Annotated in this window: 25 protein-coding genes and 1 tRNA gene; 8 read left to right on the forward strand and 18 right to left on the reverse strand. The window is 71.1% G+C overall.

Annotated elements, in window-relative coordinates; genetic code table 11:
- Positions 1-8: 8 nt before the first annotated feature.
- The 4 genes from ABZT93_RS18635 to ABZT93_RS18650 all read left to right on the forward strand — a co-directional run bounded on the left by ABZT93_RS18635 (position 9) and on the right by ABZT93_RS18650 (position 6,274).
- Positions 9-1,574: a bifunctional glycosyltransferase family 2/GtrA family protein gene (locus ABZT93_RS18635; protein WP_356105693.1), complete on the forward strand. Its 1,566-nt coding sequence runs from the start codon at positions 9-11 to the stop codon at positions 1,572-1,574.
- On the forward strand, positions 1,574-3,760 hold the full coding sequence (locus ABZT93_RS18640; protein ID WP_356105695.1) for a glycosyltransferase family 39 protein: 2,187 nt from the start codon (positions 1,574-1,576) through the stop codon (positions 3,758-3,760). Before ABZT93_RS18635 ends, ABZT93_RS18640 begins: the two co-directional genes overlap by 1 nt.
- Before the next feature lie 105 nt (positions 3,761-3,865).
- Entirely contained in the window at positions 3,866-5,380 is a 1,515-nt protein-coding gene (locus ABZT93_RS18645; protein WP_356105697.1) for an MFS transporter, read from the forward strand.
- 132 nt (positions 5,381-5,512) lie between these two features.
- Positions 5,513-6,274: a TetR/AcrR family transcriptional regulator gene (locus ABZT93_RS18650; protein ID WP_356105699.1), complete on the forward strand. Its 762-nt coding sequence runs from the start codon at positions 5,513-5,515 to the stop codon at positions 6,272-6,274.
- Here the strand turns inward: ABZT93_RS18650 and ABZT93_RS18655 are convergent.
- From ABZT93_RS18655 to ABZT93_RS18670, 4 genes are all read right to left on the reverse strand, one after another.
- A complete protein-coding gene (locus ABZT93_RS18655) occupies positions 6,271-6,744 on the reverse strand; it encodes a PPOX class F420-dependent oxidoreductase (RefSeq protein ID WP_356105701.1) in 474 nt (157 codons plus the stop codon). The genes ABZT93_RS18650 and ABZT93_RS18655 overlap by 4 nt on opposite strands.
- Before the next feature lie 172 nt (positions 6,745-6,916).
- Entirely contained in the window at positions 6,917-7,738 is an 822-nt protein-coding gene (locus tag ABZT93_RS18660; protein ID WP_356105702.1) for a YceI family protein, read from the reverse strand.
- A gap of 91 nt (positions 7,739-7,829) precedes the next feature.
- On the reverse strand, positions 7,830-10,388 hold the full coding sequence (locus ABZT93_RS18665; protein WP_356105704.1) for an MFS transporter: 2,559 nt from the start codon (positions 10,386-10,388) through the stop codon (positions 7,830-7,832).
- A gap of 13 nt (positions 10,389-10,401) precedes the next feature.
- The gene (locus ABZT93_RS18670) at positions 10,402-10,908 is read right to left on the reverse strand and encodes a MarR family transcriptional regulator (protein WP_356105706.1); all 507 of its coding nucleotides are present in this window, start codon (positions 10,906-10,908) and stop codon (positions 10,402-10,404) included.
- A gap of 195 nt (positions 10,909-11,103) precedes the next feature.
- Between ABZT93_RS18670 and ABZT93_RS18675 the strand changes: the two genes are divergently transcribed.
- Complete coding sequence (locus tag ABZT93_RS18675) at positions 11,104-11,310, forward strand: hypothetical protein (RefSeq protein ID WP_355749045.1); 207 nt, start codon at positions 11,104-11,106, stop codon at positions 11,308-11,310.
- A gap of 608 nt (positions 11,311-11,918) precedes the next feature.
- Here ABZT93_RS18675 and ABZT93_RS18680 read toward each other — a convergent pair.
- The 8 genes from ABZT93_RS18680 to ABZT93_RS18715 all read right to left on the reverse strand — a co-directional run bounded on the left by ABZT93_RS18680 (position 11,919) and on the right by ABZT93_RS18715 (position 16,380).
- Complete coding sequence (locus ABZT93_RS18680; protein ID WP_356105707.1) at positions 11,919-12,812, reverse strand: RNA polymerase sigma factor SigF; 894 nt, start codon at positions 12,810-12,812, stop codon at positions 11,919-11,921.
- A 327-nt stretch (positions 12,813-13,139) separates the two neighbouring features.
- The gene (locus ABZT93_RS18685; RefSeq protein ID WP_356105755.1) at positions 13,140-13,970 is read right to left on the reverse strand and encodes an RNA polymerase sigma factor SigF; all 831 of its coding nucleotides are present in this window, start codon (positions 13,968-13,970) and stop codon (positions 13,140-13,142) included.
- A 170-nt stretch (positions 13,971-14,140) separates the two neighbouring features.
- Complete coding sequence (locus ABZT93_RS18690) at positions 14,141-14,434, reverse strand: Dabb family protein (protein ID WP_356105709.1); 294 nt, start codon at positions 14,432-14,434, stop codon at positions 14,141-14,143.
- 18 nt (positions 14,435-14,452) lie between these two features.
- Positions 14,453-14,629 (reverse strand): hypothetical protein, encoded by a 177-nt coding sequence (locus ABZT93_RS18695; protein WP_352391355.1) that lies wholly within the window; start codon positions 14,627-14,629, stop codon positions 14,453-14,455.
- Positions 14,630-14,736: 107 nt separating this feature from the next.
- A tRNA-Ser gene (locus ABZT93_RS18700) sits at positions 14,737-14,821 on the reverse strand.
- A 45-nt stretch (positions 14,822-14,866) separates the two neighbouring features.
- Positions 14,867-15,292: a tRNA adenosine(34) deaminase TadA gene (gene tadA, locus ABZT93_RS18705; RefSeq protein WP_356105712.1), complete on the reverse strand. Its 426-nt coding sequence runs from the start codon at positions 15,290-15,292 to the stop codon at positions 14,867-14,869.
- 59 nt (positions 15,293-15,351) lie between these two features.
- The gene (locus ABZT93_RS18710; protein WP_356105757.1) at positions 15,352-15,888 is read right to left on the reverse strand and encodes a hypothetical protein; all 537 of its coding nucleotides are present in this window, start codon (positions 15,886-15,888) and stop codon (positions 15,352-15,354) included.
- 309 nt (positions 15,889-16,197) lie between these two features.
- Positions 16,198-16,380: a hypothetical protein gene (locus tag ABZT93_RS18715; protein ID WP_007383124.1), complete on the reverse strand. Its 183-nt coding sequence runs from the start codon at positions 16,378-16,380 to the stop codon at positions 16,198-16,200.
- 95 nt (positions 16,381-16,475) lie between these two features.
- On the opposite strand from ABZT93_RS18715, the gene upp reads away from it, so the two are divergent.
- Positions 16,476-17,111 carry a uracil phosphoribosyltransferase gene (gene upp / locus ABZT93_RS18720; protein WP_356105714.1) on the forward strand — a complete coding sequence of 212 codons (636 nt, stop codon included), beginning with the start codon at positions 16,476-16,478 and terminating at the stop codon, positions 17,109-17,111.
- Positions 17,112-17,609: 498 nt separating this feature from the next.
- Here the strand turns inward: upp and ABZT93_RS18725 are convergent, their stop codons facing one another.
- Both ABZT93_RS18725 and ABZT93_RS18730 read right to left on the reverse strand, forming a co-directional pair.
- On the reverse strand, positions 17,610-18,230 hold the full coding sequence (locus ABZT93_RS18725) for a LytR C-terminal domain-containing protein (RefSeq protein ID WP_356105759.1): 621 nt from the start codon (positions 18,228-18,230) through the stop codon (positions 17,610-17,612).
- Between the two features lie 123 nt (positions 18,231-18,353).
- Positions 18,354-18,650: a type II toxin-antitoxin system VapB family antitoxin gene (locus tag ABZT93_RS18730; protein ID WP_003999914.1), complete on the reverse strand. Its 297-nt coding sequence runs from the start codon at positions 18,648-18,650 to the stop codon at positions 18,354-18,356.
- Positions 18,651-18,820: 170 nt separating this feature from the next.
- On the opposite strand from ABZT93_RS18730, the gene ABZT93_RS18735 reads away from it, so the two are divergent.
- A complete protein-coding gene (locus ABZT93_RS18735) occupies positions 18,821-20,371 on the forward strand; it encodes a helicase HerA-like domain-containing protein (protein WP_356105760.1) in 1,551 nt (516 codons plus the stop codon).
- 188 nt (positions 20,372-20,559) lie between these two features.
- Here the strand turns inward: ABZT93_RS18735 and ABZT93_RS18740 are convergent, their stop codons facing one another.
- From ABZT93_RS18740 to ABZT93_RS18755, 4 genes are all read right to left on the reverse strand, one after another.
- Positions 20,560-20,880: a hypothetical protein gene (locus tag ABZT93_RS18740; protein WP_356105715.1), complete on the reverse strand. Its 321-nt coding sequence runs from the start codon at positions 20,878-20,880 to the stop codon at positions 20,560-20,562.
- A 273-nt stretch (positions 20,881-21,153) separates the two neighbouring features.
- The gene (locus ABZT93_RS18745) at positions 21,154-21,804 is read right to left on the reverse strand and encodes an HdeD family acid-resistance protein (RefSeq protein WP_356105717.1); all 651 of its coding nucleotides are present in this window, start codon (positions 21,802-21,804) and stop codon (positions 21,154-21,156) included.
- 58 nt (positions 21,805-21,862) lie between these two features.
- The gene (locus ABZT93_RS18750) at positions 21,863-22,459 is read right to left on the reverse strand and encodes an HhH-GPD-type base excision DNA repair protein (RefSeq protein WP_356105719.1); all 597 of its coding nucleotides are present in this window, start codon (positions 22,457-22,459) and stop codon (positions 21,863-21,865) included.
- Between the two features lie 33 nt (positions 22,460-22,492).
- The gene (locus ABZT93_RS18755; RefSeq protein ID WP_356105721.1) at positions 22,493-23,239 is read right to left on the reverse strand and encodes a siderophore-interacting protein; all 747 of its coding nucleotides are present in this window, start codon (positions 23,237-23,239) and stop codon (positions 22,493-22,495) included.
- Positions 23,240-23,315: 76 nt separating this feature from the next.
- Here ABZT93_RS18755 and ABZT93_RS18760 point away from each other — a divergent pair, with 76 nt between their 5' ends.
- A complete protein-coding gene (locus ABZT93_RS18760) occupies positions 23,316-25,637 on the forward strand; it encodes a penicillin acylase family protein (protein ID WP_356105723.1) in 2,322 nt (773 codons plus the stop codon).
- Positions 25,638-25,644 lie beyond the last annotated feature (7 nt).

The raw sequence follows: 25,644 nt of genomic DNA on the forward strand, positions 1-25,644 counted from the left end.
TCGTTCACATGCGAACCGACTCTTCTCCCGGCACCCTGCCGGCGCGGGAGCACCTCCCGGCCGGCGACGCCGGTACGCCTGTCCTGGACGTAGTGATCCCCGTCTACAACGAGGAGAAGGACCTCCAGCCGTGTGTGCTGAGACTGCACGAGCACCTCAAGCGCACGTTCCCGTACGCGTTCCGCATCACCATCGCGGACAACGCCTCGACGGACACCACGCCCCTGGTGTCGCGGCGGCTGGAGGCGGAGATACCGGAGGTCAGGGCCTTCCGGCTGGAGCAGAAGGGCCGCGGCCGGGCGCTGCGGACCGTCTGGTCCGCCTCGGACGCCCCGGTCCTCGCCTACATGGACGTCGATCTGTCCACCGACCTCAACGCCCTGCTGCCGCTGGTGGCCCCGCTGATCTCGGGCCACTCCGACCTGGCGATCGGCTCCCGGCTCGCCCGCAGCTCCCGGGTCGTGCGCGGCCCCAAGCGCGAGTTCATCAGCCGCGCCTACAACCTCATCCTGCGCGGCTCCCTCCAGGCCCGCTTCTCCGACGCGCAGTGCGGCTTCAAGGCCATCCGGCGGGACGTGGCGCAGGTCCTGCTGCCGCTCGTGGAGGACAGCGGCTGGTTCTTCGACACCGAGATGCTGGTCATCGCCGAGCGCGCGGGCCTTCGTATCCACGAAGTGCCCGTCGACTGGGTCGACGACCCCGACTCCACCGTCCACATCGTGAAGACGGCCACCGAGGACCTCAAGGGGGTGTGGCGGGTGGGAAAGGCCCTGGCGAGCGGATCGCTGCCGCTGGACCGGATCACCCGGCCCTTCGGCGACGACCCGCGCGACCGCGAGATCCAGGACGTGCCGAAGGGGCTGGCCCGCCAGCTCGTCGGGTTCTGTGTCGTCGGCGGTCTGTCGACCCTCTTCTACCTCGTCCTCTACAGCGCCTTCCGGCAGTTCGGCGGCTCCCAGACCGCCAACGCGCTGGCCCTGCTGGTCTCCGCGGTCGCCAACACCGCCGCCAACCGGCGCCTGACCTTCGGGGTGCGCGGGAAGGGCGGCGCCGTCCGCCATCAGGCGCAGGGCCTGGTCGTCTTCGGCATCGGCCTGGCGCTGACCAGCGGCTCCCTCGCCGCGCTCAACGCGGCCAGCAGCGACCCCGCGCACTCCACCGAGCTGGCGGTCCTGATCGCCGCCAACCTCGCGGCGACCGTGCTGCGCTTCCTGCTCTTCCGGGCCTGGGTCTTCCCCGACCGCGGTGACGACCAGCCCCGGTCCACCGTCGTCGCCGCCCACGCCCCGTCCTCGCCGGCCTACTCGACCCAGCAGCTCCCGCAGCAGCAGCTCCCGCGGCAGCCCCACGCGCCGCTGCCCCAGCGCCCGACGGCGAACCAGTACGCCACGACGCCGCACGCCACGACGCCGCACGCCACGACGCCGCACGCCACGACGCCGTACGCCCCGACCTCCCCGTACGACACGACCGAGTTCCGCGCCGGTGAAGCCGCGGAGCAGCGCTCCTGGAAGGACGCCACCGTGCAGTTGCAGCCGGTGCGCCCGACCGACACCGACCCGAGGAAGCCCTGATGACCACGCAGACCGACCATCCGACCCAGCGGGGTTCCGGGTGGGGTCCGGCGGCGACGGCCCCCGAGGCGCCGGTCGCTCCCCCGGCCCCCGAGTCCGGTGAACCCCAGCAGCCCTTCGTCCGCAGACTGTGGCGTGGCCGCCCCGAGGACCCCCGCTGGGCTCGGCCGGCCTTCCTCGGCCTGCTGGCCGCTACCCTTCTGCTCTACCTCTACAACCTGAGCTCCTCCGGCTACGCCAACTCCTTCTACTCGGCGGCGGTCCAGGCCGGCAGCCAGTCCTGGAAGGCCTTCTTCTTCGGCTCGCTCGACGCGGGCAACGCGATCACCGTCGACAAGCCCCCGGCCTCGCTGTGGCCGATGGAACTGTCGGTGCGGATCTTCGGCCTGAACTCCTGGGCCATCCTCGCGCCCGAGGTCCTCATGGGCGTCGGCTCGGTCGCCGTCGTCCACGCCTCCGTGCGCCGCCGGTTCAGCCCCGCGGCCGGTCTGATCGCGGGTGCGGTGCTCGCGCTCACCCCCGTCGCGGCGCTGATGTTCCGGTTCAACAACCCCGACGCCATGCTGGCGCTGCTGATGGCGCTCGCCTGCTACTTCGTGATCCGCGCCCTGGAGGACGGCCGCACCAAGTGGCTGCTGTGGGCCGGTGCCGCGATCGGCTTCGCGTTCCTCGCGAAGACCCTCCAGGCCTTCCTGATCCTGCCGCCGCTGGCGATCGTCTACGCCGTCTGCGCGCCGGTCTCCGTCAGGAAGCGGCTCGGTCAACTGGCTGCGGCCACCCTCGCGTTGGTCGTCTCCGGCGGCTGGTGGGTGGCGATCGTCGAACTGTGGCCCGCCTCCTCGCGCCCCTACATCGGCGGCTCCCAGAACAACTCCTTCCTTGAACTGACCTTCGGCTACAACGGTTTCGGCCGTCTCAGCGGCGACGAGACCGGCTCGGTCGGCGGCGGCGGTGGCGGAGGCGGCACCGGGCAGTGGGGCGAGACCGGCTGGGACCGGATGTTCAACTCCGAGATCGGCGGCCAGATCTCCTGGCTGCTGCCGGCCGCGCTGATCCTCCTCGTCGCCGGTCTGGTGGCGACCCGCAAGCTCAGCAGGACCAGCGTCAGGCGCGGTTCGTTCCTGGTCTGGGGCGGCTCGCTGCTGATGACCATGGTCGTCTTCAGCTACATGGCGGGCATCTTCCACCAGTACTACACGGTGGCCCTCGCCCCCTACATCGCGGCCGTGATCGGCATGGGCGCGGGCATCCTGTGGGAGAAGCGCGCCGAACTGTGGGCGTCGATCACCCTCGCGGCCTCGGTCGTGGCAGCGGCGGCCTGGAGCTACCTCCTGCTCAACCGCACCTCCGACTACCTGCCCTGGCTGAAGTACCTGGTCCTGATCGGCGGCCTGGTCGCCGCGCTCGGCCTGATCTTCGCGGGCCGCGTCAGCCGTCAACTCGCCCTCGCGGCGGCCTCGCTGGGCCTGGTGGCCGCTCTGGCCGGCCCGACGGCGTACACGATCAGCACCCTCCAGGAGGGCCACACCGGGTCCATCGTGACGGCGGGCCCGGCGGGCGCGTCCATGATGGGCGGCGGCGGTCCGGGCGGTGGCGGCGGTGGCCGGGGCCGCTTCGGCGGCGGTATGCCCGGCCAGCAGGGCCAGAACCAGCAGAACGGCAACACACAGGGCGGCGGCACGGGCGGCTTCCCCGGTGGCGGCATGCCCGGCCAGAACCAGCAGAACGGCAACGGCGGCACTCAGAACCAGCAGACCGGCCCCGGCGGACGGACGGGCGACGGCGGCGGCATGGGCGGCGGCGGTGGCGCCGGCGGCCTGCTGAACGGCGCGAGCGTCACCTCCGAGGCCAAGAAGCTGCTGGAGACGGACTCGTCGAAGTACACCTGGGCCGCGGCGGCCATCGGCGCCCAGAACGCGGCGAGCTACCAGCTCTCCACGGGCGATCCGGTGATGGCGATCGGCGGCTTCAACGGCACCGACCCGTCCCCGACGCTGGCCCAGTTCAAGAAGTACGTGGAAGACGGCAGGATCCACTACTTCATCTCCAGCGGCTCCGGCGGCGGCATGGGCGGCAGCAGCAGCGGTACGTCCTCGCAGATCACCTCGTGGGTCGAGGCCAACTTCAAGAAGGTCACGGTCGGTTCGGCCACCTTCTACGACCTCACCCAGAAGGCGAGCAGCTGACGGTTCTCCCCAGCAGAAGGGCGGTGACTTCGGTCGCCGCCCTTCTCGTCGTACGGCGAGAAAGCGCGTTGTACGCCGTATAAGAACTGTTCTACGGTGTACGGCATGACCGCTCCCGCCCCCGCAGCCGTCGCCCAGGGCCACCCCCAGCGCTGGCTGATACTCGGCGTCATCTGTCTCGCGCAGCTCACCGTGCTGCTCGACAACACGATCCTGAACGTGGCGATCCCCTCCCTCACCAGCGAACTGGGCGCCGCCACCTCCGACATCCAGTGGATGATCAACGCGTACTCGCTGGTGCAGTCCGGGCTGCTGCTCACCGCGGGCAGCGCGGCCGACCGCTACGGCCGCAAGAAGATGCTGGCCGCGGGACTGGTGCTGTTCGGCGTCGGATCGCTGGTCGCGGGGCTGGCCGACTCCACCGCCCAACTGATCGCGGCACGGGCCGGGATGGGCGTGGGCGGCGCGCTGCTGATGACCACCACACTGGCCGTGGCGATGCAGATCTTCGTGCCCGAGGAGCAGCCGAAGGCGATCGGCATCTGGGCGGCGGTGAACTCGCTGGGCTTCGCCACCGGCCCTCTTCTCGGCGGCTTCATGCTGAACCACTTCTGGTGGGGCGCGATCTTCCTGATCAACCTGCCGGTCGCCGCGCTCGCCCTGGTCGCGGTCGTGATCCTGGTCCCCGAGTCCAAGGCTGTGTCTTTCCGGGGGACCACCCCCGGGCCCCCGGGGCGCGGCGACCGCCCCGACCTGCTCGGCGCGTTGCTCTCCACGATCGGCATGGCCTCTCTGGTGTTCGCGATCATCTCCGGCCCCGAGCACGGCTGGACGTCCGGCCGGGTGCTGACGCCCGCGGCCGTGGCGATCGTGGTCCTCGCCGGGTTCGCGTACTGGGAGAGCCGGATCCCCCATCCGATGCTCGACATGCACTTCTTCCGAGACCGCCGGTTCACGGGAGCGGTGGCGGGAGCGGTTCTGATCACCTTTGGCATGGGCGGCTCGCTCTTCCTGCTCACCCAGCACATGCAGTTCGTCCTCGGGTACGGCCCCCTGGAGGCGGGGCTGCGCACGGCACCGCTCGCGCTGATGATCGTGGCCCTCAACTTCACGGGCCTCGCGGCGAAGTGGTCCACGAGACTCGGGACGCCGCTCTCCATCGGCCTCGGCATGGCGGTGATGGCCGCGGGCCTGCTCTCCATCGCCACGCTCACCGACCACGGGTATCCGGGCACGCTGCTGGGCCTGGTGCTGATCGGCGCGGGGGCGGCGGTCGCCAGTCCCGCGATGGCACACGCGATCATGAGCGCGATCCCGCCCGAGAAGGCCGGGGTCGGCGCGGGGATCAACGGCACGGTGGCCGAGTTCGGGCAGGGGCTGGGGGTCGCGGTCCTGGGCGCGGTGCTGAACGCGCGGTTCGCGACGCTGGTTTCGGTGGCGGCCGGCTCGCTGCCGGCGGCGTTGGCGGAGGCGGGGTCGGTGTCGGAGCGGGCGCGGATCACCGACGCGTTCGCCTCCGGCCTGGAGAGCAGTCAGTTGGTGGGGGCGGTGGCTGTGCTGTCGGGCGGGGTGGTGGCGGGGGTGTTGTTGCGGCGGGCCGAGCGGGGGGAGGTCGCCTGAGGGGGTGGGGGCTGTGCGCTTCGTCGGCGGGTGGGGGTTCGTCGTGGCTGGTCGCGCAGTTCCCCGCGCCCCTTACAGGTCGGCCCAGGCCTAGCATCTTTTGCAAGTGAACGACGTCTCGGAAGGTGCGCCATGGTGAAGGCAGGCCAGGAAGCGGCCGCGCGAACCAGTGTCTGGCTCGAAGGCAAGGTGCGCCGGGGCGGGCGTGGGGGCGGGCAGCCGTCCGGGCTGGACCGGGACCGGATCACCGAGGTGACCGTACGGCTCCTGGACGCCGAGGGACTGGCCAAGTTCTCCATGCGGCGGCTGGCCGCCGAGCTGAACGTGACCGCGATGTCCGTCTACTGGTACGTCGACACCAAGGACGACCTGCTCGAACTCGCCCTGGACGCGGCCTTCGGCGAGCTGGAGCTGCCGGACCCGGACGCCGACGAGGACTGGCGGGACCAACTGCGCACGGTGGCCGGGGAGTACCGGGGCCTGCTGGTCCGGCATCCCTGGGTCTCACCGCTGGCCGGCACCTTCCTCAACATCGGCCCCCACTCCCTGGCCCTGTCCCGGACCGTGCACCGGGTCATGCGCAGGACCGGCCTGCCCGCACACGGCATCACCGGCGCGATCTCCGCCGTCTTCCAGTTCGTCTACGGCTTCGGCACCATCGAGGGCCACTTCATCACCCGTTCCGCCCAGGCCGGCATGACCCAGGAGGCCTACTTCCGCCATGCCATGACCATCGCCGGCCAGTCCCCCGGCGCCGCGCAGATCCTCAAGGAGAACGAGGAGATCATGACGGCGAGGGGAGGCGACACGCTGGAGGAGATGAGGGACAGGGACTTCACCTTCGCCCTTGACCTACTGGTGGCAGGCATCGAGACGATGGTGAGCGCACACTAGGCGCCCGGCGAAGCCAACCGCGCGGGAAATCCACCGGTGGCAACCGGCCCCCACCGCTCCGGCGTGACCCGAATGATCGACTTCCCCTGCTTCACCATCGCCGCCCGGTACTCGTTCCAGTCAGGGTGCTCCCCGGAGATGTTCCGGAAGTACTCCACGAGCGGCTCCACGGAGTCCGGCGAGTCGATGACCTCCGCGGTCCCGTCGACCTGCACCCACGGCCCGTCCCAGTCGTCGCTCAGGACGATCACGCTGACCTGGGGATCCCGCTTCGCGTTCCGCGTCTTCGCCCGCTCGGGATACGTCGACACGACGATCCGCCCCGAGTCGTCCACCCCGCAGGTCAACGGCGAGGCCTGCGGAGACCCGTCCGCCCGCCGCGTCAGCAGGATCGCCCGGTGCCGGGGCCGTACGAAGTCCAGCAGCTCATCCAGGGAGACGGACTTGTTGGTCGCAATGTTCGGTGCCATGGAATCAGCCTAGTTGGAGCGCCACGGCGTTCCAGTGAACCGCGTCACGGCCGAACCGGTCCCCACCCTCGGCCACGGTCCCCAGCAGCCTCAGCCCCGCCTGCGCCCCGTGCCCGGCCCTCTGTGCTCCGCTCCATACCCGAAACCGTACGACCTGCCACTGACAACGCCCTCAGGCCTGCGGCAGCGACTCCCCCTGGACCGCCTGCACATCGAGCTCGACCTTCAGCGTCGTGCCGATCGCCGCGATCCCGGCCTGCACGACCTGGTTGTAGTTCATGGCGAAGTCCTCCCGCCGCAGCTGGGTCGTCGCCCGGAAGGCCGCCCGGGTCCCGCCCCAGGGGTCGGCTCCGGTGCCCAGATACGCGAGGTCCAGGTCCACCGGCCGTACGACACCGCGCATGGCGAGTTCGCCCCGCACGGTCCACCGGTCCGTGCCGGCCACCGTCAGCCCCGTCGACCGGTAGGTGATCTCGGGGTACCGCTCGACGTCCAGGAAGTCCGCCGACCTCAGGTGCTCGTCCCGCATCGCGTTCCCCGTGTCGATCGAGGCGGCCCGGATCACCGCCTCCACCCGGGACTTGGTCACGTCGTCCGGGGCGACCTCGATCGCCGCCGTGAAGTCGGTGAAGCGGCCGTGCACGCTGGAGATGCCCAGGTGCTGGGCGAGGGCGCCCACGCTGGAGTGGGCAGGGTCGACGGTCCAGGGCCCCGGCGGCGGCAGTTCCGCCCCGCCGATGCGGGCCAGGGTGACCGTGCCGACCTCGACCCGGCCGCTCGCGGTGACGATCGCGCTGGAGGCGGCGGGCGCGTACCCGACGGCCGTCACGATGACGGTGTACGGCCCCGGCTCCAGCGGAGTTCCGTCCCGTACGGCCCCCTCGGCGTCCGCCTCCGCGCGCAGCACCTGCGTGCCGGTCATGTCGGTCACCGTGACGACCGCGTGCGACACGGCCCAGCCGTCCCGGGTCCGGATCCTTGCGCTCAGTCCCATTTCACGTAACTCCTCGAAGAAGACCGGCCCGTGGCGGGCGCGCGCCTCCGCTCAGAGCGCGCGCTCCCTGCCACGGGCCGGAGCGGGTGAACTACTCGCCGGGGTGGGCGAGTTCGATGTCGTGGCCGTCGACGCCGGGGCCGTTCACCGTCAGGGCCGTCGCCTGCGGCGGGTAGCCCGTGGCGATGACCGTGTACTCGCCGCCGTCCAGGTCGGTGAAGGCGTACGCCCCGTCCGTCCCGGTGGTGGCGGTGCCGACCACGTTGCCGGCCGCGTCCACGAGGGTGACCCGCGCGTCGGCCAGCGGACCGTGCGGCGCCCGTACGACACCCTGGAGGCGGGCCCCCGAGTCGAGGTCGACCTCGATCCGGGTCACGCCGGTGCCGCCGACCTCGACGGGCAGGGCGCGCGGCCGGAACCCGGCGGCGTTGACCGCGACGGTCACGGCACCCGGCACCAGCTCGCCGAAGGCGAACTCACCCTGCTCACCGGTGGTCCCGGTGGCCAGCAGATCGCCCCGCACATCGGTGACGATCACCATGGCGTCCTTGACGGGCTCCCCGTTCTGCGCGGCCCGCACGAGCCCGTTCAGCCCGCTGGTGCCGCTGAGGAGGATGTCGTAGGCGACCGGCTCGCCGTTCACGAGCACCGTGGACGCCTGCGGCTGGAAGCCGTCGGCGGAGGCGATCAGGACGTACGATCCGACGCTCGGCGCCTCGACGGCGTAGGAACCGTCCGCCTGCGTGACCGACCGGCCCAGCTGTCGTCCCGCGAGCGAGATCAGCGTGACCGCGGCCTGCGGGACCGGCGCGCTCTCGTTGCCGCGGACGAAGCCGCGGACCGGGATGCCGCCGGAGCCGTCGGCGGACGCCTCCGGGCGGGCGAGCGTGGCCACGGCGGACAGCCGCTGCGTGCCCTCGGGGGCGGTCTCGGTGTCGGAGGTGGTCGTGGCCCAGCTCGGGGTGTGCCCGGCAGCCGGTGCCACGGCTTCCGCCGGGGTCGTGGCTGCCGCGGGGGCAGCGGCCTCCGTGGGGGCCTCGGCCGGCGAGTCCTCGGCCGCGGCCTGTGCCAGCGCGCCCTTGGTCCGCAGCGGGACCTCCTTGATGAACAGGGTGATCAGGAACGCGACGGCCGCGAGGGCGCCGGCGATCAGGAACACATCGGCGATGCCGTGGCCGTAGGAGCTCTCCATGAGCGTGCGCACCGGGGCCGGGAGCTTGGCCAGGTCCGGGATGCTGTCGGTGGAGGAGCCGGAACCGGACAGGGCGGCCTGGTACTTGGGGTCGAGGGCGGCGACGCCGTCCGACACGTAGTGCGAGATCCGGTGGGACATGACCGCGCCGAGCGCGGAGACGCCGACCGCGCCACCGAGGGAACGGAAGAAGGTGACCGTCGAGCTGGCCGCGCCGAGGTCGCTCGCGTCGACCTGGTTCTGCGTGCACAGCACCAGGTTCTGCATCATCATGCCGATGCCGAGACCCAGCAGGGCCATGAAGACGGCCATCTTCCAGTAGTCCGTGTCGTACCGGATGGTGCCGAGCAGACCGAGACCGGCCGTCACCAGCACACCACCGCTGACCAGCCACGCCTTCCAGCGTCCGGTGCGGGTGATGAACTGCCCGGAGACGGTGGAGGAGACGAACAGTCCGCCGATCATCGGGATGGTCATGACGCCGGACATCGTCGGGGACTTGTCGCGGGCCAGCTGGAAGTACTGGCTGAAGAAGACCGTGCCGGTGAACATCGCGACACCGACGAACAGCGAGGCCAGCGAGGCCAGCGTGATGGTCCGGTTCTTGAAGAGGCGCAGCGGGATGATCGGCTCGGTCGCCTTGGACTCGATCAGCACGAACAGCAGCCCGAGCACGATCGAACCGCCGACCATCGTGTACGTCTGCCACGACACCCAGTCGTACTTGTCACCGGCGAAGGTGACCCAGACGAGCAGCAGTGAGACGGCGGCGGCGATGAAGGTCGCCCCGGCCCAGTCGACCTTCACGTCCCGCTTGACGACGGGCAGGTGCAGGGTCTTCTGGAGCACGATCAGCGCGACGACGGCGAAGGGGACGCCGACGTAGAAGCACCAGCGCCAGCCCAGCCAGGAGGTGTCGGTGATGACACCGCCGAGCAGCGGGCCGCCGACGGTCGCGACGGCGAAGGTCGCGCCGAGGTAGCCGGAGTAACGCCCGCGCTCACGCGGGGAGATCATCGCGGCCATGACGATCTGCGCCAGGGCGGACAGACCGCCGACGCCGATGCCCTGCACGACCCGGCAGGCGATCAGCATGCCGGCGTTCTGCGAGAGACCGGCGGCCGCGGAGCCCAGGACGTAGATGACCAGGGCTATCTGGACGAGTGCCTTCTTGCTGTACAGGTCGGCGAGCTTGCCCCACAGCGGGGTGGCCGCGGTCATCGACAGCAGGGCTGCGGTGACGACCCAGGTGTAGGCGGACTGGCCGCCGCCGAGGTCGCTGATGATGTGCGGGAGCGCGTTGGTGACGATCGTGGACGACAGGATCGCCACGAACATGCCGAGCAGCAGGCCGGAGATGGCCTCCATGATCTGCCGGTGCGTCATCGGGGCGTACTCCTGGGAGCCTCCCCCGTGCTTGGCGTGAGCCCGCACACCGGCTGGTGTGGTCGTTGCCATGGGCTTCCTTCTCTTACTGGGTGTTCGCGGGTGTACGGGTGGTCTGTTCGAGTACGAGGGGTGCGGGCGGCCGGGGTTCGGGGCCGTGGGCGCGGGTGTCGTCGAAGCTCGCCCGCAGGCGGGCCATCAGCGCGGTCAGCTGGGCCACCTCGGCGTCGCTCCAGTCGCCCATCCGCTCGGCGAGCATGTGGCAGGTCCGCCGGGACAACTGGTCGAGGAGCGACTGGCCGGCCGGCGTCAGACGCAGGATGCGGGAGCGCTTGTCCGCCGGGTCGGGGGAGCGCTCGATCCAGCCGCGCTCGGCGACGTGCGCGACGTGGCGGCTGGTGACCGACATGTCCACGGCGAGCAGTTCGGAGAGCTTGCTCATGCGCATGTCCCCGTAGCGCCCGAGCAGGGTCAGTACGGCGGCGGAACCGGAGGGGCACTCGGACGGCATCATCCGCCCTATCTCCCTCTTCACGGCTCCGAAGGCGCTGAACTGGCGGATCAGCTCCTCGTATCGCGCCTGCTCGGCCATCACACCTCCCGTATTCGTTGCTTAGGGCAACCATAGAGGCGCTTGGTTGCTACAGGCAAATAAAACGGGGTGGGTGCGGTATAAAAACTTGGCAAAGGCAAGTATTGCGAACGTAAATCTGCACGTGGGACCTGCCGGTACCCCTGTCAGCCCCGCACTTGGGCGCCACCGCCCGATTCGCTAGGGTCTCTGGGCATGGCTGAGAACCAGGTCCCCCAGGGCAACCACGACCCCGCCGGCAGCACCCAGATGTTCCGCGCGTTCGTCGACGAGGGCCCGCAGGGCCGCCGACAGCAGACCGCGCCCGCCGCCACTTCCGGCGGCCCGCGCATCGGCCTCATCATCGGAGTGGTGGTCGCCGTGGCGATCGTCGCGGCGGTGGCTTGGCTGGCGCTGAAGTAACGCGTGACGCTGCGGTGAGCGCATGCGGATGTGCCGGGGCCGGGGTGGCCCCGGCTCATGCACAGGCCACTGCGCGACCGACGGCCCCGTTGCTTTTGGGGGCGCGGGGAACTGCGCGACAAGCCACGACGGGCCGGCACGCGCCCCATGACCTGACCCGGCAGGACCGTGGGCGCCCCGTTCAGGCCCAGCGCATGCTGCCCGTGGGGAACTGCGCGGCTGGCCGCGGTGGACCGGTACGCGCCAGGCGGCCGGACTCGGCATGGCCGTGAGCGCCCCGTTCAAGCCCCGCGCACGCTGCCCGTGGGGGACTGTGCGGCTGGCCGCGGTGGGCCGGTACGCGCCAGGCGGCCGGACTCGGCATGGCCGTGAGCGCCCCGTTCAAGCCGAGGGCGTGCTGCCCGTGGGGGACTGTGCGGCTGGCCGCGGTGGGCCGGTACGCGCCAGGCGGCCGGACTCGGCATGGCCGTGGGCGCCCCGTTCAGGCACAGCGCATGCTGCCCGGGGTGAACTGCGCGGCCAGTCACGACCGGACCCGCGGTCGCCGGGCGGCACCCGACGGCAGGGCGGGGCACCTCCGCAGGTGCCCCGCACAACTCCGCGTGGGGTCAGTCCGAGATGAGCCCTTCCCGCAGCTGTGCCAGCGTGCGGGTCAGCAGGCGCGAGACGTGCATCTGGGAGATGCCGACCTCCTCGCCGATCTGTGACTGGGTCATGTTGGCGAAGAAGCGCAGCATGATGATCTGGCGCTCACGGGGCGGGAGTTTGGCCAGCAGCGGCTTCAGGGACTCCCGGTACTCGACGCCCTCCAGAGCCGTGTCCTCGTAGCCGAGGCGGTCCGCGAGGGAGCCCTCGCCGCCGTCGTCCTCGGGGGCCGGGGAGTCGAGCGAGGAGGCCGTGTACGCGTTGCCCACCGCGAGGCCGTCGACGACGTCCTCCTCGGACACGCCCAGCACGGTGGCGAGTTCGGCCACCGTCGGAGAGCGGTCCAGCTTCTGGGAGAGCTCGTCGCTGGCCTTGGTGAGGGCCAGCCGCAGCTCCTGAAGGCGGCGCGGGACGCGCACCGACCAGGACGTGTCGCGGAAGAACCGCTTGATCTCGCCGACGACGGTCGGCATCGCGAACGTCGGGAACTCCACGCCGCGTTCGCAGTCGAAGCGGTCGATCGCCTTGATCAGGCCGATGGTGCCGACCTGGACGATGTCCTCCATCGGCTCGTTGCGCGAGCGGAAGCGGGCCGCCGCGTAGCGCACCAGCGGGAGGTTGAGCTCGATGAGGGTGTCCCGGACGTAGGCACGCTCGGGGCTGTTCTCGTCGAGTGCGGCAAGCCGCAGGAAGAGGGAGCGGGACAGGGTGCGGGTGTCGATGGCTCCGGACACGGCCGGAAGGGCCGGGAGAGCCGGGGCCGGCGCGGCCTCGACAGCCGTGACGTCGTCGAGTGCGGGCTCAGCCTCGCTCTTGGTGAGCGTGAGCACCTTCGAGCTGCCCTGATCTGCGGACATGCCACCCCCTTTGGGTCGCGGGACGGTCGTGGCGAACGCCCCGTGGTGGAACGTCAGCCTTCACCTGAATACCGGAGCCGGAGCCTCGGCAAACGCGCTTCCGGCAGAATGTCACATGTCGGCAACACGCTGTAGTGACATGTCGACATGTGAGACTCTAATCCGCCCTGGATAAAGGGGGTCTGACTGTTTTTCGGCACAGAAGGGTCGGGAACGGCGCCGGTGAGCGATTCGCTCTCTCCGGTTACACCTCGACAGTGCTTGCGAACTGCGGTGTTCCGGAACGTGCGACCGTGCGCCCCTTATGCACCCGCTATCCGCAGAAGGTTATGCGTCGATCCGATTGGCGGATCGCAGCCGCTGGAAGCTACGCGCGAGTAGCCTCGAAACGTGCATCTGTGAGACGCCGAGTTCCGCGCTGATTTGCGACTGGGTGAGATTGCTGTAGTAGCGCAGGAGAAGGATTCTCTGCTCCCGCTCGGGGAGTTGGACCAGCAGATGGCGGACCAGGTCGCGGTGTTCCACGCCGTCCAGCGCCGGGTCCTCGTAGCCGAGCCGGTCGAGCAGGCCCGGCAGTCCGTCGCCTTCCTGGGCCGCCTCCAGCGAGGTGGCGTGGTACGACCGCCCGGCCTCGATGCAGGACAGCACCTCGTCCTCGGTGATGCGCAGCCGCTCGGCGATCTCGGCGGTCGTCGGGGTGCGTCCGAAGGCGGTCGTCAGGTCCTCCGTCGCACCGTTGACCTGCACCCACAGCTCGTGCAGCCGGCGCGGTACGTGGACGGTGCGGACGTTGTCGCGGAAGTACCGCTTGATCTCGCCGACGACGGTCGGCATCGCGAAGGTCGGGAACTGCACACCCCGGTCCGGGTCGAAGCGGTCGATGGCGTTGATGAGCCCGATCGTGCCGACCTGGATCACGTCCTCCATCGGCTCGTTGCGGGAGCGGAAGCGGGCGGCCGCGTAGCGCACGAGCGGGAGGTTGGCCTCGATGAGCGCCGCCCGTACCCGGATGTGCTCCGGCGTGCCCGGCTGGAGCTCCTTCAGTTGGCCGAAGAGCACCTGGGTGAGCGCCCGGGTGTCGGCGCCGCGACTGCGTGGGGCGGCCTCCTGGGGGACCTCCTGGGGAGGCGCGGTACTGGCCGCCACGGTCAACGCCACCTCTTCGTTGGTCAACTCATCCGTCAAAAGCGGTCATAGCATCACAAGACATGTGCACTGTGTGCAAGCACCGTATAACGTTGGGTTACGCCGTGTTGAGAGGCAACTTCGGGTAAAGACGCAGAAAAGCCTCCCGCCGTTCCCGGCAGGAGGCTTCCAGCGCCTCTGGCTCAGTACGCGTAGTCCGCGATCACCCAGGTGGCGAACTCCTTCCACAGCGCCACGCCCGCCTGGTGCTCCGGGTGCTCGACGTACGTCCGCAGCGCGGCCGCGTCCTCGAAGCCGGAGTTGATGGCGAAGTCGTAGGCGATGGGGCGGTCGCTGAGGTTCCAGCCCAGCTCCCAGAAGCGGATCTCGGGGATCTTCCCGTCCAGCGCCCGGAAGGCCTCGACGCCCGCGAGGACGCGCGGGTCGTCGCGCTCGACGCCCTCATCGAGCTTGAAGAGGACGAGATGGCGGATCATGGGCGCTCCCTTGGTCTGTCAGTGCGCCCCGTCGGCCAGCCAGGTGAAGAAGTCGCCCACGGCCTTGGCGGCGTCCGATATGCCCTGGAACCCTATCTGCACGTAGTCGGCGGCCTTGGCCGGGTCCGTGATGATCACGTAGAGCACGAAGACCACGAGCAAATAGACGGCGATCTTCTTTCCGTTCACCGCCATCGCGGCCTCCCCCGCCTCTGGTACCTCTGTTGCTTCTGGGGCGCGAGTGTAACCGGGTGATCCAGTACGCACGAAGGGCCCCGTCTCTCGACGGGGCCCTTCTCAAGCGGTAGCGGAGGGATTTGAACCCTCGGTGACTTGCGCCACACTCGCTTTCGAGGCGAGCTCCTTCGGCCGCTCGGACACGCTACCGAGGGAGACCTTACAGCAAGGTGGGGCGTGCCTTGAAATCCGTATTCAGCGGTCCCGGAAGAACTCCGTGAGGAGCCTGGCGCAGTCCTCCGCGAGGACGCCCCCGACCACCTCGGGCCGGTGGTTGAGGCGCCGGTCGCGGACGACGTCCCAGAGCGAACCGGCCGCGCCCGCCTTCTCGTCCCGGGCGCCGTAGACGACCCGGTCGACCCGGGACTGCACGATCGCGCCCGCGCACATCGTGCACGGCTCCAGCGTGACGACGAGCGTGCAGCCGGTCAGCCGCCACTCGCCGAGAGCGGCGGCGGCCCTGCGGATCGCCAGGACCTCCGCGTGGGCGGTCGGGTCACCGCCCGCCTCGCGTTCGTTGTGGCCGGCCGCGAGCACGGTCGTACCGTCCGGGGACAGTACGACGGCGCCCACCGGCACGTCCGCACCCGCCCTGCCGGCCTCGTCCAGGGCGAGCCGCATCGCGGCCCGCCAGCGGTCGCGTACTGGGTCGGGGGTGTCCTGTTTCTCGGTCCCCGCGGTCAGCGGACGGTCTCCAGTACCTCCGAGGCGCCCAGGGCCTCGGCGATCTCGGTGAGGGCGTCCTCCGACAGGGCCTTCAGCTCCTTCTCGCCGATGCCCAGGTCGTCGAGGACCTGCGGGTCGCCGACCGGGCCGTGCGGCACGGCCTCTCCGGAACCGGCAGCCTCGACGGTGTCGTCGTCGTCCTCCTCGTCGTCACCGTCCTCGGTGCCGTCGAGGTCGAGGGCGTCGAGGTCGGGGTCGTCGTCGGGCTCCCTTCCGAGCAGTTCGTCGGTGAGCAGGATCTCGCCGTACGAGCTGCGGGCGGCGGCGGCCGCGTCCGAGACGTAGATACGAGGGTCTTCCTCGCCGTCGATGCGGACGACGCCGAACCAGGCGTCCTCCTGCTCGATCAGCACGAGCACCGTGTCGTCCTCGGCCGCGGCTTCCCGGGCGAGGTCGGCCAGATCAGACAGCGTCTCCACATTGTCGAGGAGCTCTGTGTCGCTCGCTTCCCACCCGTCTTCGGTGCGCGCGAGCAGTGCGGCGAAGTACACCGTGACTCTCCCACTGGTCATAGGCGTGCCGGTTGGGGGTCCCCCCGGCGGAGGTGCGGGCGGGGAAGCTCGGCTCTGAGCCCCACCCACTCGGAATCGTGGCAGAAACAAGGCGTTCAGGGGACGTCTTCGACACCCTGTGTCCGGTGGTTTTGATCGCACGTGCTTGGGCACGTCGGTGAAGACTCACCGGCGCACTCGTCGCCGCCACGAGCGGGATCGTACGCGGCTTTTCCAAGGGCCCACGCACGGACACCTGTTCAGCGCACCTCCAGTGCGCCGCCAGGCGTCCGGACCACGTGATCTTCGTTACCAGCGGAAGGTCCGCATGCGCATCGCGTGCCGCAGACGCGCCACCTTCGCGCGGCGTGGCTGCACCCGGTCGCGCAGTTCCCGGGCTTCGGCGAGATCGCGCAGGAACTGCGCGCGCCGGCGCCGGCGCTCGGCGTCGGTCTCCTGTGACGACGGTTCGTGCTCAGGCAGGTCAGGCATCGGTTCACCACCCCAGTCCGTCCCTCCCACTTTCCCCCGGTCGGCCGGTTTGACGCCAGCGCGAGGCGTTCGATGGACCCGGCTACTGTGTGGCCATGCGTCTCCACGTCGTCGACCACCCTCTGGTCGCCCACAAACTCACCACACTGCGCGACCAGCGCACCGACTCCGCGACCTTCCGTCGTCTCGCCGACGAGCTGGTCACCCTGCTCGCCTACGAGGCCACGCGCGACGTGCGCACCGAGGCGGTGGACATCCGCACACCGGTCGCCCCCACGACCGGTGTGAAGCTGTCGTATCCCCGCCCGCTGGTGGTGCCGATCCTCCGGGCCGGGCTCGGCATGCTGGACGGCATGGTCCGGTTGCTGCCCTCCGCCGAGGTGGGGTTCCTCGGCATGATCCGCAACGAGGAGACGCTGCAGGCCACCACGTATGCCGCGCGCATGCCGGAGGATCTCTCCGGGCGGCAGGTGTACGTCCTCGACCCGATGCTCGCGACCGGCGGCACGCTGGTGGCGGCGATCCGTGAGCTGATCAGGCGTGGCGCGGACGATGTGACGGCGGTGGTCCTGCTGGCCGCGCCGGAGGGCGTGGAGATCATGGAGCGCGAGCTGGCGGGCACGCCGGTCACGGTGGTCACGGCGGCGGTCGACGACCACCTCAACGAGCACGGGTACATCGTGCCGGGCCTGGGTGACGCGGGGGATCGTCTGTACGGCTCGGCGGAGTAGTTCGGGTCCCGTCGTCGGGCGCCCGCGGGCCCGGTGGGGCGGCCCGCGCAGTTCCCCGCGCCCCTGACGCCTGCGGCGCAGCTGCGGTCCCGGTGGGGGGCGGGTGTACCACGCGCGGCCCGACCAACGGTCCGCCGCAGCGCGCGAGGGAGACGAACGTCCCGTCCTGGCGCGCGAGGGATGACGAACGGTTCGTCGCGGCGCGCGAGGGATGGCGAACGTCCTGTCATGGCGCACGAGGGATGGCGGGGCCACACGGGGCTCGTCGTGGCGCAGGTGACTGCAACCCCCTAGGGGCGCGGGGAACTGCGCGACCAGCCCCATCGAACCCGCACCCGCCCGACAACCCGCCCCGGCACCCCCCTAGGCGCCCCGCTCCAGCCCAGCGCAGCTGCCCGCGGGGAACTGCGCGACCAGCCCCATCGGACCCGCACCCGCCCGACAACCCGCCCCGGCACCCCGTCAGGCGCCCCGCCCAAGCCCAGCGCAGCGGCCCAGCTACCCGCAGCTCTTCTTCGGCGCCGCCCGCCCGGACGCACTCAGCGCGGCCAGCGCCTTGTCCGCCGCCGCCTTGGTGCTCAGGCTCTTGAAGCCGGTCCCGATGATCAGGTCGACCTCGGCGCCCTTGCGGGTGTCCGTGCGGGTCTCCGCGGAGGCGAGCTGTGTGCGCAGGACCGGCAGCGAGGTCTTGAGGGCGGTGGACGGACCGAGCAGAATCCCCGTCCCCTTGACCTTCTTGTCGTAGGTCGCCGTCGCGTTGCCGACGTCGCCGATCTTGAAGCCCCGCTTCTTCAACTCGTCCGCCGTCTTCTTGGCGAGCCCGCCACGAGCCGTGGCGTTCAGGACGTTGACGGTGATCTGGCCGGGCTTGGGGAGCGGGGCCGCGGAAGCGGAGGGGGAGGGGGCCGCGCCGGCCTTCGTCTTGCAGCCCGCCTTGGAACCGACCGCGGAGGCCTCGTCCCCGCCGCCCGTGAACACGTCGATGAGCTGGAGCGTGCCCCAGCCGACCAGACTCAGCGCGGCGACGGAGGCCACCACGCCCAACACGAGCCTGCCGCGCCGCCGGGGCCGACGCATCCGGGGGTACTTGTCGCCCGTGATCCGGTACTTACCGCCCATGCCGGGGGGCGTCAGCATGCTCATGGGCGCAGCGTAGTGCGCGTGGACGGCAATGCCTACTAGATGATCATTGACCACGGCACAGGTGAACCCGAAAGGGTCAAACCTTTACGGCGCGGTCACTCAGTCCAGCTCGAGCACGCGCGCGTGCAGCACCTGTCGCTGCTGGAGCGCCGCCCGCACCGCGCGGTGGAGGCCGTCCTCCAGGTAGAGGTCGCCCTGCCACTTCACGACATGCGCGAACAGGTCGCCGTAGAACGTCGAGTCCTCGGCGAGCAGGGTCTCCAGGTCGAGCTGGCCCTTGGTCGTCACCAGCTGATCGAGGCGGACCGGGCGCGGTGCGACGTCCGCCCACTGCCGGGTGCTTTCCCGGCCGTGGTCGGGGTACGGCCGGCCGTTTCCGATGCGCTTGAAGATCACACGGAAAGCCTACCGGTCAAGACCTTCCGGGCGCAGCCATGGCGAGCGAGTGCGACGCTGGAAAAAAGCCGCGAAACGGTGCTTAGCGGGAGCAGGGGTTTGGTATGAGCGAGCGAAAGACCCCGCCGAAGGGCGTGACCGGGGCAGTCGCGGCAACCGCGGACCGGTCCATGCCGGAGGCACAGTCCGGCTCTGCCGCGCTGCCCCGCGAGGCCTTGCGGATCGCCTCCGGCTACGCCTTCGCCGGGCCCGCGCTCGATCTCGGCGCGCTGCTGTGGGACGGCGCCTGCCTTCCGGACGCGCAGGTCAGGATCCCCCTGCCGATGCTCAACCGGCACGGGCTCGTCGCCGGCGCCACCGGCACCGGCAAGACCAAGACGCTCCAGCTGATCGCCGAGCAGTTGTCGGCGCAGGGGGTTCCGGTCTTCCTCGCCGACATCAAGGGTGATGTGTCGGGGATCTCCGCACCGGGGGCGAGGAACGAGAAGGTGCAGGCCAGGGCGGCCGAGGTGCACCAGCAGTGGGAGCCCACCGGATTTCCCGCGGAGTTCTACGCCCTCGGCGGCATCGGGCACGGCATTCCGGTCCGGGCCACCGTCACCAGCTTCGGGCCGTTGCTCCTCGCCAAGGTGCTCCAGCTCAACCAGACCCAGGAGCAGTCCCTCGGCCTGATCTTCCACTACGCCGACCGGAAGGGGCTGGAACTGGTCGACCTCAAGGACCTGCGGGCCGTCGTCGCCTTTCTCACCTCCGAGGAGGGCAAGGGCGAGCTGAAGGGCATCGGCGGGCTGAGCTCGGCCACGGCGGGGGTGATCCTGCGTTCCCTCACCGCCTTCGAGGCGGAGGGCATGGCCGACTTCTTCGGGGAGCCGGAGTTCGACACCGCCGAGCTGCTGCGGACCGCGGACGACGGGCGCGGGCTGGTGTCCGTCCTGGAGCTGGCCGCCGTACAGGACCGGCCGCGGCTCTTCTCGACGTTCCTGATGTGGCTGCTCGCCGATCTCTTCCACGAGCTGCCGGAGGTCGGGGACGTCGACAAGCCGAAGCTCGTCTTCTTCTTCGACGAGGCGCATCTGCTCTTCAACGGCGCCTCGAAGGCGTTCCTCGACTCGCTCACGCAGACCGTGCGGCTGATTCGCTCGAAAGGAGTCGGCGTCTTCTTCGTCACGCAGACCGCGAAGGACGTACCCGCCGACGTCCTCGCCCAGCTCGGCAACCGGGTCCAGCACGCGCTGCGGGCTTTCACGCCGGACGACCAGAAGGCCTTGAAGGCGACCGTGAGGACCTTCCCCGACTCCGCGTACGACTTGGAGGAGCTGCTCACCGGCCTGGGGACGGGGGAGGCGGTGGTGACGGTGCTGAGCGAGAAGGGGGCTCCCACGCCCGTCGCCGCGACCCGCCTGCGCGCTCCCGAGTCCCTCATGGGCCCGGTCGGCGCCGGCGCGCTGGACTCGGCGGTCGAGTCGTCCTCGCTGTACGGACGTTACGCACAGGCTGTGGACAGGGAGTCGGCGTACGAGAAGCTCGACTCCCGTGGTGCCAAGGGCCCGGACGAGATGAAGGCCCCACCGCCCCGGCTCGCTCGTGAGGAGGACCCCTCCGTCGTCGAGCAGGTCGTCGGCAGCGGCATGTTCAAGTCGCTCGCGCGGTCGCTGGGCACGCAGATCGGGCGTGAGATCACCCGCTCGGTCTTCGGTACGGCCCGGAGGAGGCGGCGGTAGCTCCGCCTCCTCCGGAGGATCAGCCGCGCTTCTCCTTCCTCACCGGCGGCTGCTTGTTCGTGCTCTGCGGTTTCGGTGCGCTGCGTGCGGCCTCCGCGCGCAGCAGGGCGCGCAGGACCGCGTACGGGTCGATGGGCATGGCGGTGTTCCTCGCGTGAGTGCTGGCCGGTCTGGGGGAGCGGGCTCTGTCAGCAGCGCAGGACCACGGAACGCAGGGCGGGCAGCGCGTACGGTGGCCGCGGGGGTGCCGGGAGGGGACGGTCCGCGGGCGCGGCGGGAGCCACCTGCGACGGAACGGGCCGCAGAGGTACGGCCGCACGGTGGACGGCCCGGGCCGGTGGCCGCAGGACCGTGTCGAGGACGTCGTACTCGACGGACTCCCCGGCCGCGGAGGGCGGCACCGCGGGCGCATGCGCCTGGACGTGCACGCCGGGAACCAGCAACGCGAGCAACAGCACGAGCGCCCGCAGCCACTCACGGCTGCGCGGGGGACGTCGTACGGAACTCACACAGGTCGTCTCCCCGTCCGGCACGCGCGCGTCATCACTTCGGCCCCGTAATTCACCCGGCCGCAGCAGCGGGTGGTGGGGTGAGGTACGTCGAGTCTCGTCCCGCGCGGGGGCCTTCAATCGGGGCGCGGTGGTGAGGAGACCGTGTCCAGGGCGGCAGGTGTGTCGAGCCATCAGGTCGCGGCAGCGGGCAGCGGGTAGCGGGCATGCCGCCGGCGTAGATGCCGGATGCCTCGCAGGTGCCGAGTGCCTCCGGGCTCCCACCCGGCGGTGTCACACCGTGCGCGGCACCTGTCGGGCTCGGCCGCGGATGCTGAGGGCGGTGACGATCTCGACGACTCCCACGACGACCAGCCAGATGCCGCCTACCAGGGTGAGGACGGCGACCGACTCGAAGGGGGAGTCGATCAGCACGATCCCGGCGACGAAGGTGAGCGCGCCGAGGAGGATCTGCCAGCCGCGGGCCGGCATGGACCGGTCGGACGCGGCGGCCAGGGTCTGTGTGATGCCGCGGATCAGCCAGCCGATGCCGATCCACAGGGCGAGCAGCAGGATCGACCGCATCGGGCCGCGCAGACAGAACAGGCCCAGCAGGATCGACAGGGTGCCGCTGATGAAGGCGAGGACGCGCAGGGCGGTCGTCTTGTGCGTACCGAAGGCCGCGACCAGCTGGAAGATGCCGCTGATCAGGAGGTAGACGCCGAAGAGGACACCCGCCGCGAGCAGGGAGGCGCCGGGCCAGACCAGGACCAGGACGCCCAGGACCAGGGAGGCGACACCCGTGAGCAGGACGACCTGCCAGGCGGCCTGGGCGAGGGCGTGCAGGGGGCCCTCGAAGGGTGGTTCGGGCGCGTGCGGTGAGGTGCCCGGAGGGTGGCTCGCGTGGACCCTGCGGTCGTCGAAGCGGTCGTCGAACTCGGTCATGGTCCATGCTGGGACCGCCCCTCCCCGCGCGGCCACCCGGGGCGGGCCACCCGGCTGACTAGGACTTCCCGGCCGCCTTGGCCGCCTTGGCCGCCGCCTTCATCTCCTGCTTGTGCGCGCGGACCTTCGTCAGCGACTCGGGGCCGGTGATGTCGGCGACGGACCGGAAGGACTTCGGTTGGCCGTAGGCGCCCGCGGCCTCCCGCCAGCCCTTCGGCCGGACCCCGAGCTGCTTGCCCAGCAGTGCCAGGAAGATCTGCGCCTTCTGCTTGCCGAAGCCCGGCAGCTCCTCCAGGCGGCGCAGCAGCTCGCGGCCGTCGTCCACGCCCTTCCAGACCAGTTCGGCCTGGCCGTCGTAGTGCTCGACGAGGTACTGGCACAGCTGCTGGATCCGCTTGGCCATCGAGCCCGGGTAGCGGTGCACGGCCGGCTTCTCGGAGAGCAGCGCGACGAACGCCTCCGGGTCCTGCGCGGCGATGTCGTGCGCGTCGAGGTCGCTCGCGCCGAGGCGGTCCGCGATGGTGCGGGGGCCCTTGAACGCCCACTCCATCGGGACCTGCTGGTCCAGCAGCATCCCGACCAGCGCGGCGAGCGGGGAGCGGCCGAGGAGTTCGTCGGCCTCGGGGTCCTGGGCGAGGTGCAGGGTGACGTCCATGTCCCCGATCATGCCCCCGTCGGCGGCGCGCCTCTACCGGGAGCCGGCGGGCTGGTCCCGCCAGTAGCCGAGCGCCTGCACCCGCTCCTTCGGCACGCCCAGTTGCTTGCGGACGTACGACGACAGGGTCCTCGTCGTCGCCGTGTCGCAGGCGATCCAGACGTACGCGTCCGGGTGGCTGCTCAGCAGGGCGGGCAGGTCCGCCTTCGCCTGGGCGACGAGGTGCGCCCCGGAGTCGAGGCGGAGCACCCGGCGGACCTCGTGGCGGGACGGGTCGGTGCGGAAGGGGAGGCCCTCGTCGCCGCCCTCGAACCAGACGGTCGCGGGGGAGGAGTCCAGGGCGCGGAGGAGGGAGTTGAGGGCGGGCAGGGAGGCCGGGTCGCCGAAGGCGAAGACGTGGGTGGGCTCGGGGTCGGGGCGGTCGAAGCCGGTGCCGTGGACGGTGGCCTCGACGGTGTCGCCGGGTTTCGCGGTACGGGCCCAGTCGCTGGCGACGCCGTCGTGCAGCGCGAACTCCAGGGTGAGGGTGCCCGCCTCGGGGTCCGGGTCGACCAGGGTGTAGGCGCGCTGGTGCGGCTTGCCCGCGGCGGAGAACCACAGCCGCACCCACATCGTCGGATGGACGCCGGTGACCGCCAGCATCCCGCCGTCGGTGAGGTGCACCCGCCGGTACGCGCCGGTGACGTCCTCGGTGCCGGTCACGGTGAACACGAAGTCCTTCGCGCGCAGCAGTCGGAGGACCGCTCCCTCCCAGCCGTGCCCCTGCCTCCCCTGTCCCATGGTCTGTCACCCTTCGCGTACGATTCCCTCACCAGCAAACTTAGGTAAGCCTAACTTAAATGGAACGGGTGTGAGGGTGAGTATCGAGATCTACCGCGACGCCTGGGGAATCCCCCACCTCCGTGCGGGCAGCGCGCGTGAACTCGCCCGCGCCCAGGGCCGGGTCACCGCCCGCGACCGTGGCTGGCAGCTGGAGGTCGAACGGCACCGCGCGCAGGGCACCTCGGCCGCCTTCCTCGGCGCCGGGGCCCTGTCCTGGGACACCTTCGCGCGCCGGGCCCGCCTGGACGACACCGCGAGACGCTGCTTCGGAGCGCTGGAGAGACAGGACCCGGAGACGGCCGACTGGATCCGGGCGTACGTCGACGGCGTGAACGAGGAGCTGCCAACCACCGCGGCCCCGGAGTTCGCCCGCGTCGGACTCACCCCCGGGCGCTGGGAGCCCTGGACCCCGCTCGGCGTCTGGCTCGCCACGCACATCCTTTTCGCCGGCTTCCCGGCCAAGCTCTGGCGGGACGAGGCGCTACGGCACCTGGGCCCGGACGCGGTCGGCCTGTTCGCCGCCGACGGCCCGGGCACCTCCGGCAGCAACGGCTGGCTGGTCGCCGGCGCCCGCACCACCACCGGCCACGCCGTCCTCGCGGGCGACCCGCACCGCTACATCGAGGACCCGGGCGTCTACCAGCAGATCCACCTGGTCTGCCCCGAGTTCGACGTCATCGGCCTCGCCGTCCCCGGCGTCCCGGGCATCGCCCACTTCGGCCACACCGGCACGGTCGCCTGGTCCATCACCAACGCCATGGCCGACTACCAGGACCTCTACCGCGAGCGACTGCGCCGCACGGGGGCCGGCGTGGAGGCCCTTGGCCCGGACGGCCGCTGGCACCGTGCCGCCCGCCACACCGAGACCGTCGAGGTGGCGGGCGAGGCCCCGGTCGAGATCGAGGTGATCGAGACGGACCGGGGCCCGGTGATCGTGGGGGGTCCCGAAGGGCTGGAGGGGGGAGGAGTACTGGAGGAGCCCCCGGCCACGGATGCCTCCCGATCCACTTCCCTCCCCGCTCCCCCACCGGCACCCACTCCCACGGCCGACCCCCTCGCGCTCTCCCTCCCGGGCACGGATGCCCGTGCCGAGCAGCGACCGGCAGGCCCCGGCCCGTCCCGCGCCCCGCAGCCGTCGGACACACCCACCTATGCGACCTCCACCGGCCCGGTCGGCCTCCCGCAGGGCCCCGCCGACCACGGGTCGGCCGCCCGCATCCCCCCTGCCCCCCTCGCCCTCTCCCTCCGCTACCCGCCCCGAGTCACCGAGGACCTCGGCTTCAGCGCCCTCCTCCCCCTCCTCCGTGCCCGCCGTACCGCCGACGTGGACCGGGCCTTCGACCTGTGGGCCGAGCCCGTGAACGTCGTACAGGCCGCCGACACCGAGGGCGGGCTGCTGCACCGGGTCGCCGGACGGGTCCCGGTGCGCGCGGAGGCCAACCGGCTGCGGCCGGTCCCCGCCTGGGAGCCCGGACACGAGTGGCGGGGCCGGCACGACACCCCCCGCGCCGGTCTCACCGACGGCATCGCCGTGATGGCCAACCAGCGCGGCCCCGCCACCCCGCTCGGCGTCGAGTTCGCCCCGCCCCACCGCGCGGACCGCATCACCGCCCTGCTGCGGGAGAAGCCGCGCTGGTCGGCCGCCGACATGCCGCAGATCCACATGGACACCCATCTCGCCTCGGCACAGCCCCTGTTGGCACACATCGAGGCCCTGGACGACCTGAGCCCCGAGGCCGGCACCGTGAGGGAAACGATCCTCCATTGGGATCGCCGCATGGCCGCGAGCAGCAGGGAGGCCGCCCTGTACGCCGCCGTACGCAGCGCGGTCGTACGACGGCTCGCCGCCCACCCCGTGTTCGCGGCCCTGACCGACCCGCCCGCCTACCCCGAGGTCCTCCTCCCGTGGCTCGGCCTCGTCCCCCGTGTCGCCTTCGCGCTCGAACACCTTCTGCGCGCCGAGGAGTTGTACGGCATCGACCGGGCCGAAGCCGTACGCGGGGCCCTGGAAGAAGTGGCCGCCGCGCCGCCGCCGGGCACCTGGGGCGACACCCACCGCCTCACCCCCTGGCGGGCACTTCCCGAGAGCGCCTGGGACGCCCCCGCCCTCTCCGGCGACCACGACTGCGTCCTGTGCACCTCGGCGGTCCCCGGACTGACCGACCTCGCCGCGCGCGGCCCCGCCGCCCGTTACGTCTGGGACCTGGCCCGCCGCGAGGACAGCCTCTGGGTGGTCCCGCTGGGCGCCTCCGGCCTGCCCGGATCACCCCATCACCGCGACCAACTCCCCCTGTGGCTCAGGGGAGATCTGGTCCCGGTCGTCACCGACCCGCAGCACCTGACGAAGGAGGACTGAGGAGACC

The sequence above is a fragment of the Streptomyces sp. NPDC005303 genome (assembly GCF_040607335.1).
Classification (GTDB): Bacteria; Actinomycetota; Actinomycetes; order Streptomycetales; family Streptomycetaceae; genus Streptomyces.

What these genes read in the sequence shown, in the direction of transcription:
- tadA (WP_356105712.1), bottom strand. Translation starts at nt 15,292, where the DNA reads ATGCGGCTCGCCCTGGACGAGGCCGGCAGGGCGGGTGCGGACGTGCCG.
- ABZT93_RS18645 (WP_356105697.1), top strand. Translation starts at nt 3,866, where the DNA reads ATGACCGCTCCCGCCCCCGCAGCCGTCGCCCAGGGCCACCCCCAGCGC.
- ABZT93_RS18660 (WP_356105702.1), bottom strand. Translation starts at nt 7,738, where the DNA reads ATGGGACTGAGCGCAAGGATCCGGACCCGGGACGGCTGGGCCGTGTCG.
- ABZT93_RS18715 (WP_007383124.1), bottom strand. Translation starts at nt 16,380, where the DNA reads ATGCCTGACCTGCCTGAGCACGAACCGTCGTCACAGGAGACCGACGCC.
- ABZT93_RS18695 (WP_352391355.1), bottom strand. Translation starts at nt 14,629, where the DNA reads ATGGCGGTGAACGGAAAGAAGATCGCCGTCTATTTGCTCGTGGTCTTC.
- ABZT93_RS18635 (WP_356105693.1), top strand. Translation starts at nt 9, where the DNA reads ATGCGAACCGACTCTTCTCCCGGCACCCTGCCGGCGCGGGAGCACCTC.
- ABZT93_RS18725 (WP_356105759.1), bottom strand. Translation starts at nt 18,230, where the DNA reads ATGGGCGGTAAGTACCGGATCACGGGCGACAAGTACCCCCGGATGCGT.
- ABZT93_RS18670 (WP_356105706.1), bottom strand. Translation starts at nt 10,908, where the DNA reads ATGGCCGAGCAGGCGCGATACGAGGAGCTGATCCGCCAGTTCAGCGCC.
- upp (WP_356105714.1), top strand. Translation starts at nt 16,476, where the DNA reads ATGCGTCTCCACGTCGTCGACCACCCTCTGGTCGCCCACAAACTCACC.
- ABZT93_RS18640 (WP_356105695.1), top strand. Translation starts at nt 1,574, where the DNA reads ATGACCACGCAGACCGACCATCCGACCCAGCGGGGTTCCGGGTGGGGT.
- ABZT93_RS18650 (WP_356105699.1), top strand. Translation starts at nt 5,513, where the DNA reads ATGGTGAAGGCAGGCCAGGAAGCGGCCGCGCGAACCAGTGTCTGGCTC.
- ABZT93_RS18755 (WP_356105721.1), bottom strand. Translation starts at nt 23,239, where the DNA reads ATGGGACAGGGGAGGCAGGGGCACGGCTGGGAGGGAGCGGTCCTCCGA.
- ABZT93_RS18675 (WP_355749045.1), top strand. Translation starts at nt 11,104, where the DNA reads ATGGCTGAGAACCAGGTCCCCCAGGGCAACCACGACCCCGCCGGCAGC.
- ABZT93_RS18745 (WP_356105717.1), bottom strand. Translation starts at nt 21,804, where the DNA reads ATGACCGAGTTCGACGACCGCTTCGACGACCGCAGGGTCCACGCGAGC.
- ABZT93_RS18690 (WP_356105709.1), bottom strand. Translation starts at nt 14,434, where the DNA reads ATGATCCGCCATCTCGTCCTCTTCAAGCTCGATGAGGGCGTCGAGCGC.
- ABZT93_RS18750 (WP_356105719.1), bottom strand. Translation starts at nt 22,459, where the DNA reads ATGGACGTCACCCTGCACCTCGCCCAGGACCCCGAGGCCGACGAACTC.
- ABZT93_RS18665 (WP_356105704.1), bottom strand. Translation starts at nt 10,388, where the DNA reads ATGGCAACGACCACACCAGCCGGTGTGCGGGCTCACGCCAAGCACGGG.
- ABZT93_RS18680 (WP_356105707.1), bottom strand. Translation starts at nt 12,812, where the DNA reads ATGTCCGCAGATCAGGGCAGCTCGAAGGTGCTCACGCTCACCAAGAGC.
- ABZT93_RS18735 (WP_356105760.1), top strand. Translation starts at nt 18,821, where the DNA reads ATGCCGGAGGCACAGTCCGGCTCTGCCGCGCTGCCCCGCGAGGCCTTG.
- ABZT93_RS18655 (WP_356105701.1), bottom strand. Translation starts at nt 6,744, where the DNA reads ATGGCACCGAACATTGCGACCAACAAGTCCGTCTCCCTGGATGAGCTG.